Source organism: Pseudomonas tructae (genome assembly GCF_004214895.1).
Classification (GTDB): domain Bacteria; phylum Pseudomonadota; class Gammaproteobacteria; order Pseudomonadales; family Pseudomonadaceae; genus Aquipseudomonas; species Aquipseudomonas tructae.
Genome location: NZ_CP035952.1, coordinates 837,135 through 850,549, shown reverse-complemented (window position 1 = coordinate 850,549; position 13,415 = coordinate 837,135). Strand labels below are relative to the sequence as shown.

The 13,415-nt window shown below is 63.2% G+C and carries 13 protein-coding genes and 1 riboswitch; of the genes, 5 read left to right on the top strand and 8 right to left on the bottom strand.

Translation table 11 applies throughout. The features are described from left to right. Positions 1 to 2: 2 nt before the first annotated feature. The 4 genes from EXN22_RS03885 to EXN22_RS03870 all read right to left on the bottom strand — a co-directional run bounded on the left by EXN22_RS03885 (position 3) and on the right by EXN22_RS03870 (position 2,677). Positions 3 to 611 carry a YqiA/YcfP family alpha/beta fold hydrolase gene (locus EXN22_RS03885; protein ID WP_130262821.1) on the bottom strand — a complete coding sequence of 203 codons (609 nt, stop codon included), beginning with the start codon at positions 609 to 611 and terminating at the stop codon, positions 3 to 5. 102 nt (positions 612 to 713) lie between these two features. Further along, positions 714 to 1,529 (bottom strand): 3',5'-cyclic-AMP phosphodiesterase, encoded by an 816-nt coding sequence (gene cpdA, locus EXN22_RS03880; RefSeq protein ID WP_130262819.1) that lies wholly within the window; start codon positions 1,527 to 1,529, stop codon positions 714 to 716. 84 nt (positions 1,530 to 1,613) lie between these two features. Next, complete coding sequence (locus tag EXN22_RS03875) at positions 1,614 to 2,066, bottom strand: DUF1249 domain-containing protein (RefSeq protein ID WP_045193762.1); 453 nt, start codon at positions 2,064 to 2,066, stop codon at positions 1,614 to 1,616. Continuing rightward, positions 2,057 to 2,677: an NUDIX domain-containing protein gene (locus EXN22_RS03870; RefSeq protein ID WP_165392181.1), complete on the bottom strand. Its 621-nt coding sequence runs from the start codon at positions 2,675 to 2,677 to the stop codon at positions 2,057 to 2,059. The genes EXN22_RS03875 and EXN22_RS03870 overlap by 10 nt, the downstream gene beginning before the upstream one ends. Positions 2,678 to 2,862: 185 nt before the next feature. Between EXN22_RS03870 and EXN22_RS03865 the strand changes: the two genes are divergently transcribed. After that, on the top strand, positions 2,863 to 3,609 hold the full coding sequence (locus EXN22_RS03865; protein ID WP_130262815.1) for an RsiV family protein: 747 nt from the start codon (positions 2,863 to 2,865) through the stop codon (positions 3,607 to 3,609). Here EXN22_RS03865 and cytX read toward each other — a convergent pair. Continuing rightward, complete coding sequence (gene cytX, locus EXN22_RS03860; protein ID WP_130262813.1) at positions 3,578 to 4,870, bottom strand: putative hydroxymethylpyrimidine transporter CytX; 1,293 nt, start codon at positions 4,868 to 4,870, stop codon at positions 3,578 to 3,580. The genes EXN22_RS03865 and cytX overlap by 32 nt on opposite strands. A 98-nt stretch (positions 4,871 to 4,968) precedes the next feature. Then, complete coding sequence (gene thiC, locus EXN22_RS03855; protein WP_130262811.1) at positions 4,969 to 6,855, bottom strand: phosphomethylpyrimidine synthase ThiC; 1,887 nt, start codon at positions 6,853 to 6,855, stop codon at positions 4,969 to 4,971. A 157-nt stretch (positions 6,856 to 7,012) separates the two neighbouring features. Beyond that, positions 7,013 to 7,117, bottom strand: a riboswitch (TPP riboswitch). Positions 7,118 to 7,258: 141 nt separating this feature from the next. Here thiC and EXN22_RS03850 point away from each other — a divergent pair. Further along, the gene (locus tag EXN22_RS03850) at positions 7,259 to 8,692 is read left to right on the top strand and encodes a TolC family outer membrane protein (protein ID WP_130262809.1); all 1,434 of its coding nucleotides are present in this window, start codon (positions 7,259 to 7,261) and stop codon (positions 8,690 to 8,692) included. Between the two features lie 73 nt (positions 8,693 to 8,765). Here the strand turns inward: EXN22_RS03850 and waaA are convergent, their stop codons facing one another. Continuing rightward, on the bottom strand, positions 8,766 to 10,034 hold the full coding sequence (waaA, locus tag EXN22_RS03845) for a lipid IV(A) 3-deoxy-D-manno-octulosonic acid transferase (RefSeq protein ID WP_130262807.1): 1,269 nt from the start codon (positions 10,032 to 10,034) through the stop codon (positions 8,766 to 8,768). Between the two features lie 14 nt (positions 10,035 to 10,048). Next, on the bottom strand, positions 10,049 to 10,939 hold the full coding sequence (locus EXN22_RS03840; RefSeq protein ID WP_130262805.1) for a LysR family transcriptional regulator: 891 nt from the start codon (positions 10,937 to 10,939) through the stop codon (positions 10,049 to 10,051). 86 nt (positions 10,940 to 11,025) lie between these two features. Here EXN22_RS03840 and EXN22_RS03835 point away from each other — a divergent pair, with 86 nt between their 5' ends. The 3 genes from EXN22_RS03835 to EXN22_RS03825 all read left to right on the top strand — a co-directional run bounded on the left by EXN22_RS03835 (position 11,026) and on the right by EXN22_RS03825 (position 13,408). Continuing rightward, on the top strand, positions 11,026 to 11,358 hold the full coding sequence (locus EXN22_RS03835; RefSeq protein WP_028945643.1) for a DMT family transporter: 333 nt from the start codon (positions 11,026 to 11,028) through the stop codon (positions 11,356 to 11,358). A 68-nt stretch (positions 11,359 to 11,426) separates the two neighbouring features. Next, positions 11,427 to 12,602 (top strand): NAD(P)/FAD-dependent oxidoreductase, encoded by a 1,176-nt coding sequence (locus EXN22_RS03830; protein WP_130262803.1) that lies wholly within the window; start codon positions 11,427 to 11,429, stop codon positions 12,600 to 12,602. After that, entirely contained in the window at positions 12,599 to 13,408 is an 810-nt protein-coding gene (locus EXN22_RS03825; RefSeq protein ID WP_130262801.1) for an aldo/keto reductase, read from the top strand. The genes EXN22_RS03830 and EXN22_RS03825 overlap by 4 nt, the downstream gene beginning before the upstream one ends. Positions 13,409 to 13,415 lie beyond the last annotated feature (7 nt).

The following is a 13,415-nucleotide window of genomic DNA, read 5'->3' as shown; positions in this document are numbered from 1 at the left end:
TATCAAAATACAGAAAAATCGAGTGCTTGATACTGCTGCGGGGCAATACCGGCAAAGCTCAGCAGGGCTGGCAGGCGTTCGGCAAACCCCTGGTAGCTGTGATCGCCACCGGCCTGGATGCGCAGCGCACACCCGCGGTAGAACTGCTCGGCCTGGCGGTAGTCCAGGGTTTCATCGGCGGTTTGCAGCCACACTTGAAAGCGCCCGGCATCCACTGGCGCCGGGACTTCCAGCTCGGCCAGAGCCTGCACGTGGTCCAGAGTCAGTTCCCAGGTTTCGCCGGTGTAGAGGTTTTGCTGGGGCCCAAGGTAGCCGTCGAACAGCCGGTGCGGGTTGACTGCCGGGTTGACCAGCAAGGCCTTGAGCCCGTGGCGCTCGGCCAGGTGGGTGGCATAGTAGCCGCCAAGGGAGCTGCCGACCAGTAATGGCGATTCGAGCTCGGCAATGGCGGCCTCCAGCTGGGCGATGGCCTGGCGTGGGTGATGATGAAGGGCCGGTACCCGCAGGCGCTCGCCCAACCCCATCTGCGCCATCACCGCTACCAGCTGGCAGGCCTTTTTCGACGACGGCGCGCTGTTGAACCCGTGAATATAGAGAATCGAACCCGACATGCCGCCCCCGATGCACCGTGAGTGCCTGGGCTACCAGGCAGGAAAGCGCGCATTTTAGCCTGTTCGAAGGCAGATGGAGCAGTTTCAGCGATTTGGCAACACTTAATAGCCGTCGCCTTCGTAGTCGACAGTGAATTCAAAGTCAGTCACCCGCGACACGCCGGTGTCGATCGAACCGTCCGGCAGCAGGCGCAGCCAGCGGTAGCCGGGAGCCTGTTCGCCGACCTTGAAGTCTTCGCTGCCCGGCTCGAACTGAATACAGGTCGAAGGTGAGGCCAATAGCCGCACACCCTCGCGTATCTGGTCCCATTCCTGATGGATATGCCCCCAGAGCAAGGCACGCACCTGTGGATAACCTTTCAGCAAAGCAAACAGCACATCGGCGTTGCGCAAGCCAATCGGCGCCATCCAGGCACAGTTGATAGACACCGGCTGGTGATGGAAACAGATCAGGCAATGGCGCTCGGGGGCTTCGCGCAATGCGCGCTCGAGCAAGCTGAGCTGGTCGTCACCGAGCAATCCCGGCACCGAGCCGGGCACTGCCGAGTTGAGCATCAGGATGCGCCAATTGCCCATGTCCACAACGGGTTTGAGCAAGTCAGTGCCTTGCGCTGCCTGCTCCATCGGCAGCGGCTCGTCATGGTTGCCAGCAAGCCAGCGCGCCGGGGCCCCGAGATTTTCCGTCATTTCACGAAAACAGGTGTAGGACTCCAGCGATCCATCCTGGGTCAGGTCGCCGGTCGCCAGCACCAGGTCGATCCGCGGCTGCTCGTCCCGCACCCGTTCGATCACGCGCTGCAGGCTGTCGCGGGTATTCATGCCCAGCAACGTGCCTTGCGGGTCGGCAAACAGGTGACTGTCGGTCAGTTGCACCAGGTACACCGGCGCGTCGCTAAGGGGGATCGATGGTTGCGGCAAGGGCCGACTCCTTGAACGGATTCAGCGCGATTATGGCGGCTGGCGGCGCTTGAGCAAATACTCGAAAACGACGGCCATCACATTTCAGCGAACGACGGCCAACTCATGGCCACAGGCCAGGCAGTGGCTCAACCATTCACCGAGGAACAGATTGAGCTGAGCTTTTTCGTCCGGCTGGTGCATGGCCGCGTTGGGGTACGGATAGATACTGCGAAAACGCCGTGCGTGCTCGGCGCTAACCACTTCGGCCATGCGTGCGTCGTGGTAGACCTGCACCTCCAGCTGCGGCACCGGCAGCCAGGGCAGGCTGTGCTCCTGGCGTACCCGCAAGGTGGTGGTGTAGGGGCAGGCGAGCACTACATCAAGGACCAGCACGCCCAGCATCTGGTCGCCCTGGGTCATGCCGATCCGGCGCGAGCTTTGGGTACTGCGCATATCGGGCAACAGGCGCATCAAGCGCGCATAGTTGGCCTCGCAGGCAGCCTGCAACCCGACCAGATCGACCCGGTAGCGCTCGCGCAGCAGATTCACGACCATAGCCCCCTGACTTCAGCGCGGTTCAAGGCCAGCCATTGCAAGGCAATGATGGTTGCCGCGTTGGCAATTTTGCCGTCGCGCACAGCCTGCAGCGCATCCTCGAACGCCCAGACCCTCACGCGAATGTCCTCGGCCTCTTCCTCCAGACCGTGCAGGCCTCCAGCCCCTTCGCTGCTGCAACGACCCAGAAACAGATGCACAAACTCGTCGCTGCCGCCCGGTGACGGGAAATACCGGGTCATAGGCCACAGCGTACTGAACACAAGCCCAGCTTCCTCCTCGGCCTCGCGGTGTGCAACTTCTTCCGGTTGCTCGTCCTTGTCGATCAGACCGGCGACCAGTTCGATCAGCCAGGGATTCTCGACCTTGCCGACGGCACCGACTCGAAACTGCTCGATCAACACCACTTCATCGCGCACGGCGTCATAGGGCAACACACAGACCGCATCGTGGCGCACGAACAGCTCACGACTGATTTCGCGACTCATGCCACCGGCAAACAGCTCATGGCGCAGGCGCAGCTTGTCGAGGCGGTAAAAGCCCTTGTAGCAAATGACCTGATCGGCAATCTCGACCTTGGTGGGCGTTGCGTTGTTAAACGTCTCTGACATGGGAATCCTCATTACCTCATTTACCGCATCGCGCCATCCTAACCTGCGCACCGCCGTGTTTCACCTCTTTAAAGATACCGTCCAGGCTGCGAGGATAGGCAGCCCGCTGGTCTATTCAGCTTAGTGGCGAACTGACGGCCTTGCCGACGGTCCAAGTCCGATCACCTTTGCTTACAAGGATCATCATGACGCTTGTGAAACTGACATCCGTGGCCGTGCTGGCCCTGGCTCTGGGCGCTTGTCAGAGCCTGTTCCAGCCCAACATGCGCACGCCGCTGGAGGTCAAGCGCGACCGCTGGGAGCACATCAAGCCCGGTTGCAGCACTGCCGATTGCCCGCTGGTCAACATCGACACCATTCACTTCCCGGCCAACCCCAAGCTGGACGGGATCGTCGAGAAGCGCCTGCTGCAGCTGACCCAGGACAACGAGCGCAGCGCCCTGCCCGGCTCGCTCAAAGCCTATGAAGAGCAGTTCATGGCCAGCGCGCAAAGCCGCAACAGCAGCTACCTGCAAGCCAAGGTACGCGAGCAGCATGACGGTCTGGTGATCATCGAGTTGTCCAGCTACCTGGACACCGGCGGCGCTCATGGCATGCCCGGGCGCGGCTTCATCAACTATTCGCGCCAGCAGGACAAGGTGCTGACCCTGCAGGACATGCTGGTGCCGGGCCAGGAAGCGACCTTCTGGAAAACCGCCGAAGAAGCCCACAAAGGCTGGCTGATCAGCACCGGCATGGACAAGGACGCCGAGTTCGTCAAGACCTGGCCGTTCCGCCAGACCCCGCACATCGCCCTGACCTATGGCGCGGTGGTGCTGAAGTACGAGGTCTATGCCATCGCCCCGTACTCCATGGGCCACATCGAGCTGAAAATACCCTACCCGCGCCTGAACGGCGTGATCAAGCCGGCGTTGTTTCCCGGCCGCGGTTGACCGCTGGCGCGGCAGCCCAGTAGACCAAACCTGCCAGCAGCAGGGCCGGCAGGGTCGAACCGACATTGGGCGCAAAGTGCGCCAGCAGATGGTAAGCCGCGACACCCATCGCCCAAGCCAACAATGCCGGCCAGTGCAGGCTATGGATCGGGCTGGCGTCGCTGCGGCGGCGACGGACGATAAAGTGATCGACCAGTACCACACCGAACAGTGGTGCAAACACCGAGCCGATCAGCAAGAGGAAGTTCTGGTACTGCGCCAGCGGCGCGAAGCTGGCGATCAGGGTGCAGAGCAGGCCGATGACCAGGGCCAGGTGCTCGACTTTCAGGCGTACCAGCAAACCGCTGGAGACGGCCGCCGAGTGAATATCGGCAAAGGCCTTTTCCGACTCGTCGAGCAGGATCAGCAGCAGCGGAATACCCAGGCCCGCACCGGCCAGCGCCAGCAGCAGAGTATTGACCTCGCCGGCCGGGGCAAACGCCAGGGTGTAGGCCACACCCAGGCTCATCATCCACACGTTGCCCACGAAGTAGCCCAGCGCCGTGCCGGCAAATACGCGGCTGGCACGCTGGCTGAAGCGTGAATAGTCGGCAATCAGCGGCAACCACGAAAGCGGCATGGCAATCGCAATGTCGATGCCGATCGCCAGCGGCATCGAGCCATCGCCGGCCCGCGCCCACAGCGCGGCCAGATCGGCCTTGGCAAACAGATTCCAGGTCAGCCACAGGCAGGCACCGATCAGCAGCCAGATGCCCCATTTGCGCAGGACCTTGCGCACGAAGGTCAAGGGCCCGCTGACCGCCAGCAACGTGGCCAAAGCGCCGAAGCACAAGGTCCACAGCAATGGATTGGTCAGCGCACTACCCTCGCCGAAGGCGCGCGCGCCCAACAGGCTGGCGGCGTCGCGCATGACGATGATTTCAAACGAGCCCCAGCCGATCAGTTGCAGCAAGTTGAGCATGGCGGGCAGGCGCGCGCCGTTGCGGCCCAGGCTGCGGCGCAAGGCGGCCATCGAAGACAGGCCGGTGTCGCTGCCGATGACACCCACCGCTGCCAGCAGCAAAACGCCCACGCTGGTACCGACAATGATCGCCAGCACGGCATTGGCCAGGCCCAGGCCGGGGCCGAGCAAGGCGCCGGTCTGCAGCACCATCAGGCCGATGCCGAGGGAAAACCACAGGGAACAGAGGTCGCGGCCACTGAGCACGCGTTGCTCGGCGCTGACCGGGTGATCGGGGGAAAACTGGCTGGGAGTGCTCACAAAGGGATCTCGACAGGGAGGAAATTGTTGTTTTTCGGGGCCCTATCGCGGGGCAAGCCCGCTCCTACCGTAGGAGCGGGCTTGACCCGCGATGCGGCTTACACCTTTTTGTACAACTGGCTGCCTTCCTGGCGGAACCGCTCGGCCTGCTCGCGCATGCCGTCCTCAACCGCCACGTCCACCGCGTCGATGCGCTGGTTGGCGGCGTATTCACGTACTTCCTGGGTGATTTTCATCGAGCAGAACTTCGGCCCGCACATGGAGCAGAAGTGCGCGACCTTGGCCGAATCCTTGGGCAGGGTCTCGTCGTGGAAGCTGCGCGCGGTGTCCGGGTCCAGGCCAAGGTTGAACTGGTCTTCCCAGCGGAACTCGAAGCGCGCCTTGGACAGTGCATTGTCGCGGATCTGCGCGCCGGGGTGCCCTTTGGCAAGGTCCGCGGCATGGGCGGCGATCTTGTAGGTGATGATGCCGGTCTTGACGTCATCCTTGTTCGGCAGGCCCAGGTGCTCCTTGGGTGTCACGTAGCAGAGCATGGCGCAACCGAACCAGCCGATCATCGCCGCGCCAATGCCCGAGGTGATGTGGTCGTAGCCCGGGGCGATGTCGGTGGTCAGCGGGCCAAGGGTGTAGAACGGCGCCTCATCGCAGCATTCGAGCTGCTTGTCCATGTTCTCCTTGATCAGTTGCATCGGCACATGGCCCGGGCCTTCGATCATGCACTGGACATCATGTTTCCAGGCGATCTTGGTCAGCTCGCCCAGGGTTTCCAGCTCGCCGAACTGCGCTTCGTCGTTGGCGTCGGCAATCGAACCCGGACGCAGGCCGTCGCCCAGCGAGAAGCTGACGTCATAGGCCTTCATGATCTGGCAGATTTCGTCGAAGTGGGTGTAGAGGAAGTTCTCCTGATGATGCGCCAGGCACCACTTGGCCATGATCGAACCCCCGCGACTGACGATGCCGGTGACGCGCTTGGCGGTCAGCGGCACATAACGCAACAGCACACCGGCGTGGATAGTGAAGTAGTCCACGCCCTGCTCGGCCTGTTCGATCAGGGTGTCACGGAACAGTTCCCAGGTCAGGTCTTCGGCCACGCCGTTGACCTTTTCCAGGGCCTGGTAGATCGGTACGGTACCGATTGGCACCGGCGAGTTGCGGATGATCCACTCGCGGGTTTCGTGGATGTGCTTGCCGGTGGACAGGTCCATCACCGTATCCGAACCCCAGCGAATACCCCAGGTCAGCTTGGCCACTTCTTCTTCGATGGACGAGCCCAGGGCGCTGTTGCCGATGTTGCCGTTGATCTTCACCAGGAAGTTGCGGCCGATGATCATCGGCTCCAGCTCCACGTGGTTGATGTTGGCCGGGATGATCGCACGGCCGCGGGCGATCTCTTCGCGGACGAACTCGGCGGTGATTTCCTTCGGGATGCTGGCACCGAAGCTGTGCCCGGCGTGTTGCTGGTCAAGCAGGCCAGCGGCGCGGGCTTCTTGCAGCTTCATGTTTTCGCGCAGGGCGACATATTCCATCTCGGCGGTGATGATGCCCTTGCGTGCATAGTGCATCTGGCTGACGTTGGCGCCGTCTTTGGCCCGGCGCGGGTTGCGCACGTGAGCAAAACGCAGCTTGGTCAGCTCGGCATCGGCCAGGCGCTGCTGGCCGAAGTCCGACGACAGGCCGGCCAGACGCTCGGTGTCGCCGCGGGCATCGATCCAGGCCGAGCGTACATCGCCCAAGCCCTTGCGCACGTCGATGATGACGTTGGGGTCGGTGTAGGGGCCGGAGGTGTCATAGACCAGCACCGGGGCGTTGGCTTCGCCGCCGAAATCGGTCGGGGTGTCGTCGAGGCTGATTTCACGCATGGGCACGCGGATGTCCGGGCGCGAGCCTTCGACATAGATTTTGCGCGAGCGGGTGAACGGCTGTACGGACTGCTGATCGACCTGGGCCGACTCACTCAGATTGGTATATTTTTCTTGTTTACTCATCACAGGCTCTCCAGACGGCTTCCTAGCAGTGGAATGTCGGGGAGAACCTGAAAGGCACGGACGCACCATGGGTGGTGCTGTGCCAAATACGCGGTGATGCCTGCAGCGACGACGGCTGACTCGACATTCCCGGACCTGGCACAAGAGACTCGCCGGGAAAGCGAGAAATCTTGTTCCCTACGCAGGCGCTAACCTGATCAGGTTCAACGGGATCCGGATTATCCGATCTCAGCCTCAACGCAAGGCACCCCGACAAGAACGTGGGCAGTCTAGACTGGAGTGGCATGCAAAGCCAAGCATCTGGACATGGACACGATAAATGGCGCAAATAGCGGATTGTTGCGAAATGCCTGCACAACTACACTCACCAGTTCAGAAATTCTCACCGTTCAAGGATTGCCCTATGCTGCGCAAACTCTCACTGGCCCTTGCCGTGTCTTGTGCTACCAACGGAATGGCCTGGGCAGCAGATGCGCCCCTGTCGGCGAAGACCGACCTGGTCAGTGTCTATCAGGAAGCCGTGAACAATAACGCCGACCTGGCCGCCGCCCGAGCCAACTACGGCGCGCAGAAGGAAGTAGTGCCCCAGGCCCGTGCCGGGTTGCTGCCGAACCTCTCGGCCGGCGCCGAAATGATGAGTAACCGGACCAAGATCGACAGCCCTTCGGCCACCGCCAACCGCAGCGGCAATTCCTGGCAGGCGACCCTGGCGCAGCCGATCTTCCGCGCGGACCGCTGGTTCCAGCTGCAGGCGGCCGAAGCGGTCAACGAACAGGCAGCACTGGAGCTGTCGGCCACCGAACAGAACCTGATCCTGCAAAGCGCCGAGAACTACTTCGCCGTGCTGCGCGCCCAGGACACCCTGGCCTCGACCAAGGCCGAGGAAGCGGCGTTCAAACGCCAGCTCGACCAGTCCAACGAGCGCTTCGACGTTGGCCTTTCGGACAAGACCGACGTACTGCAATCCCAGGCCAGCTATGACACCGCCCGGGCCAACCGGATCGTTGCCCAGCGCCGGGTCGACGACGCCTTCGAGGCGCTGATCACCCTGACCAACCGCGACTACAATTCGGTCCAGGGCATTGTCCACACCCTGCCGGTGCAAGTGCCAGCACCTAACGATGCCAAGGCCTGGGTCGAGACGGCCGGCAAGCAGAACCTCAACCTGCTGGCCACCAACTATGCGGTCAGCGCCGCCGAGGAAACCCTGCGCCAACGCAAGGCCGGCCACGCACCGACAGTTGATGCGGTCGCGCGCTACCAGAAAGGCGACAACGACAGCCTGGGCTTCACCAACCCCAACCTCACCGGGCAGAACTACAGCGGGGATGTCGAGCAGACCAGCATCGGCCTGCAACTGAACATCCCGATCTATAGCGGCGGCCTGACCAGCTCGCAAGTGCGAGAGGCCTACCAGCGCCTGAGCCAGAGCGAACAGCAACGCGAAAGCCTGCGCCGCCAGGTGGTGGAAAACACCCGCAACCTGCACCGCGCGGTGAACACCGACGTAGAACAGGTGCAAGCGCGCAAGCAGTCGATCATCTCCAACCAGAGCGCCCTGGAAGCCACCGAAATCGGCTATCAGGTCGGTACCCGCAACATCGTCGACGTGCTCGATGCCCAGCGCCAGCTGTACACCTCGGTGCGTGACTACAACAACACCCGCTACGACTACATCCTCGACAACCTGCGCCTGAAACAGGCTGCTGGCACATTGAGCCCGCAGGACCTGAGCGACCTGAGCCGTTATCTGAAACCGGACTACAACCCCGACAAGGACTTCCTGCCGCCAGACCTGGCTGCAGCGGCCAAGGCCAACTTCGAAGCCCGGCCCTGAAACGCATCGCGGGGCAAGCTCGCTCCCACAGTTGAGGGGTTCTCTGTGGGAGCGGGCTTGACCCGCGATGACATCAGAGCAATCGCCCCAAGCCCCCGAGCAAACGCTGCAACGCCCCCTGGTTAGCCTTCATCACCGCCAGCCCCGCAGCCCCGATGCGCTGCGCATCACGAGGCAATTCGATCAAGCGTCGCACTTCTGTCGCCAGCCCCTGGCTATCATCGACTTCCAGCAAGGCTCCGGCCCCACGCAGCATCGCCGCGATCTCCAGGAAGTTGAACAGGTGCGGGCCACTGAGCACCGGCAGCGCCAGCGCCGCCGGCTCCAGCAGGTTGTGCCCGCCATTGGGCACCAGGCTGCCGCCGACAAAGGCAATGTCGGCCAGGGCATAGAGAAACAGCAGTTCGCCCATGGTGTCGCCAAGCAGCACCGCGCTGTCAGTACTCACCGGTTCGCCACTGGAGCGGCGGACGGTGGAAAACTGCTGACGACACAACTCGAACACGCTGTTGAAGCGCTCCGGGTGTCGCGGCACCAGAATCAGCAGCGCGTCGGCATGATGCTCACGCAATTGCCGGTGGGCGGCGAGGATGACCTGGTCTTCACCTTCATGGGTACTGGCCGCGATCCAGACCGGCCGCTGGCCGGCCTGCCACTGCTCACGCAAGGCGCGCGCACGGGGCAACAATTGCTCGTCGATACTCAGGTCGAACTTGATCGAGCCGGTCACCTGCACGCATTCAGGCCGTGCACCCAGTTGCCGAAAGCGCTGCGCTTCGGTCTCGGTCTGCGCCGCGATCAGGCTCATCTCGGCCAGCATCGGCCGGGTCAACCCGGCAAAGCGCGCATAGCCGCGGGCCGAGCGCTCGGACAACCGCGCATTGGCCAGGGCCACGGGAATGCCGCGTTTGGCGCATTGATGGATGTGGTTGGGCCACAGCTCGGTTTCCATGATCACCGCAAGCGTGGGCTGCACATGATCAAGAAAGCGTGCGGCCGCCCAGGGCAAATCGTAAGGCAGGTAGCAGTGCTGGATGCGCGGCTGATCGGCAAACATCGCCCGGACCCGCTCGGAGCCGGTCGGGGTCATGCACGTGATGGTGATCGGCAGCTGTGGATAAGCCTGCAGCAAGGCACGAATCATCGGTGCGGCGGCAATGCTCTCGCCTACCGACACCGCGTGTACCCAGATCCCGCCCCTGGCCATGGCCGGCAGCTTCAAGGCGAAACGCTCAGCGATGCGCTGGCCATAGGCCGGCGCCTTGCGCGAACGCAGGAACAGGCGCAGCGCAACCAGCGGCAGGCCCAGGTGAAACAGCAAGGTATAGAGGGTTCTGTTCATGGCGCCGAAGTGTACTAGCCAATTGCACGCAAGTGCACTGCGAAGCGCTCGGCCAACCACTGCGCGGCTGGCCCCAGTGGCTCGTCCCGACGCCATACCAACTCTACCACCAGCGCCGGCGGCGCCCATTCGCTGGCCAGCTCGACCATTTGCGCCTGGTACGTGGGGTACTGCACTACATGCCGGGGCAGCCAGGCCCAACCCAGGCCGCGCATCAGCAGTTCGGCCATGGCGTAGAAGCTGTCGGCGCGCCAGATTTGCGGGCTTATCGGCTCGCCCCCGGGGTAGCCGCTTTCTTGCGGGGTAATCAGCAACTGGCGGTGCCGTGCCAGGTCCTGGCGGGTCACTCGCTCCAATTGGGTCAGGGGATGATCCACGGCACACACCGTGACCATTTCAATCCGCCCCAGCGCCCGGCGCTCCAGCGACACCGGCATATGGTCGTGGTGAAACAACAGGCCCAGATCGGCGCGCCGCTCAATCAGCTTGCGCGCCACATCACCCTGGGCGCCACTGGCCATCTGCACTTCGAGCAAGGGGAACTGCCGGGCCAGTTCATCGAGGCTGTCGATCACCGGTTGATAGGGCATGGCCTCATCTTGCGCCACGCGCAACTGTGCCTCTTGCCCGCGCATCAAGGCCAGGGCCCGGCCATCCAGGCGCTCACACTGGCGCAAAAGTTCACGGGCGTCTTCGAGCAAGGTCGCGCCAGCTTCGCTCAGGCGTGGCTGGCGGCCGCTGCTGCGCTCGAACAACGTCACGCCCAGGTCGGTTTCGAGCAGGGCAATGCCATTACTCACCGCCGATTGCGCCTTGCGCTGTTCACGGGCCACCGCCGAGAACGAACGCAACTCAGCGACCCGTACGAACATGCGCAGCTGCTCCAGGTTCCACTGCTCAGCCATCAACCTATCTCCAGAAAAGATAGGTAATGACTTTACCCCATTCAGGCTTGCTCTAAAATGCCCAGCCAGAACAGAGGATCACCGACATGAATGCCTACACCTACCTGGCTATCGCCATCTGCGCCGAAGTCATCGCCACCGCCTCGATGAAAGCCGTCAAGGGCCTGAGCACGCCCCTGCCGCTGCTGCTGATGGTCTGCGGTTATGCGGTGGCGTTCTGGATGCTGACCCTGGTGGTACGCAGCATTCCGGTCGGTATCGCCTATGCAATCTGGTCAGGCCTGGGCATTGTCCTGATCAGCATCGCCGCCCTGGTGATCTACGGGCAGAAGCTGGACCTGCCCGCCATGCTCGGCATGGCCATGATCGTTGGCGGCGTGGTGGTGATCCAGGTCTTCTCGAAAACCGCCGGGCATTGATCGGCAACCGGGTGCAATGCCTCACAGGCTGTATACTGGGCGTCTGTCCACGCTTGTGAGGTTCATGCATGCCAACCGTAATTTCCACCGATGTGCTGATCGTCGGCGCCGGAGTCGCAGGCCTCTGGCTTAATGCCCGCCTGCGCCGACTCGGCTATTCGACGGTGCTGGTGGAACGCGCCAGCCTCGGTGGCGAGCAGACGCTCAAATCCCAGGGGATCATCCATGGCGGCGCCAAGTATGCGTTGCATGGTGCCCTGACCGGTGCCTCGGAAGCGATTGCCGACATGCCCCGGCGCTGGCGCGAGGCCCTGGCCGGCAATGGCGAGCTGGACCTGGCCGGCGTGCGCCTGCTTTCGGAAGCCCACTACCTGTGGTCCCCAGGCACCCTGGCCGGCAACCTCACCAGCTTCTTCGCCAGCAAAGCGGTGCGGGGCCGGGTCGATCAGGTCAAAGGTGAGCAACTGCCCCCCGCCCTGCAGGACCGCGCCTTCAAGGGCAAGGTCTATCGTCTGGCCGAACTGGTCATCGACGTGCCGAGCCTGCTGAACAAGCTCGCCGAGCTGGCCGGTGACAGCCTGCTGGCCGCAGAAACCATCGAACCGCTGAACGACAATGGCGAGCTGGCTGGCTTGCGCGTCGATGGCCGCGAAATCCGCGCTCAACGTGTCGTGCTCAGCGCTGGCGCCGGCAATGCAGCGTTGCTCGAGGCACTGGGCCTGAGCCAACCGGCCATGCAGCGGCGGCCACTGCACATGGTCATGGCCAAGGGCGCCAGCCTCAAGCCACTGTATGCCCACTGCCTGGGCGGCGGACCGAAACCACGCATCACCGTTACCAGCCACCCGGCCGCCGATGGCCAGTGGGTCTGGTACCTGGGCGGCGACCTGGCCGAAGCCGACGGCGTCGCCCGTGAGCCAGAGGCGCAGATCGCCGCCGCGAAAAAAGAAGTCGGCAACCTGCTGCCATGGATCGACCTGAGCCAGGTGCGCTGGGCCACGGTGCGCATCGATCGCGCCGAGCCTGCACAATCGGGCCTGGTACGCCCAGACAACGCCTTCCTCGCCGAGCAGCAGCGCCTGCTGGTGGGCTGGCCGACCAAGCTGGCCCTTGCTCCGGACTTCAGCGACCGGGTACTGGCCAACCTTGAGCGCGACGGTATCAAGCCCGCAGGCCTCGCCGCCCTGCCCGACCTGCCACGCCCGCCCATGGCCCTGCCGGTGTGGGAGCAACTGCTGCCATGAGCCTGCCGAGCCTGCACGACTTGCGTCGCCCCCTCGGCAGTATCGGCCTGATGGTGTCGCCACTGGGCCTGGGCACGGTCAAGCTCGGCCGCGACCAGGGCGTCAAATACCCCAGCGGCTTCACCATTCCCGACGATGGTGAAGCCCGCTTGCTGCTGGCCCAGGCCCGCGAGCTGGGCATCAACCTGATCGACACCGCGCCCGCCTATGGCCGCAGCGAAGAGCGCCTGGGCCCGCTGTTGCGTGGCCAGCGTGACCACTGGGTGATTGTCAGCAAGGTCGGTGAAGAGTTCGAAGAGGGCCAGTCGCGCTTTGACTTCAGCGCAACCCATACGCGCTTTTCCATCGAGCGCAGCCTCAAGCGCCTGGAGACCGACTGCATCGACCTGGTGCTGGTGCACTCCGACGGCAACGACCTGCACATCCTTGAGCAAGAGGAGGTCTACCAGACCCTCGCAGCCTTGAAACAGGAAGGCAAGATTCGCGGCTTCGGGCTATCTGGCAAAACCGCGGCAGGCGGCCTCAAGGCACTCGAGCACGGCGACTGCGCCATGGTCACCTACAATCTGAACGAACAGGCCGAACGGCCGGTGATCGATTATGCTGCCGAACACGGCAAGGCAATCCTGGTGAAAAAGGCCTTGGCCAGTGGTCATGTGTGCTTGAGCCCGGGGGTTGACCCGGTGCGCGCCAGCTTCGAACTGCTATTCGCCCACCCCGGCGTCAGCAGTGCTATTGTCGGCACCATCAATCCGCTGCACCTGGCCCACAACGTGGCAACCGTTGCCAAGGTGCTGCGCCGCTGAAACCTAC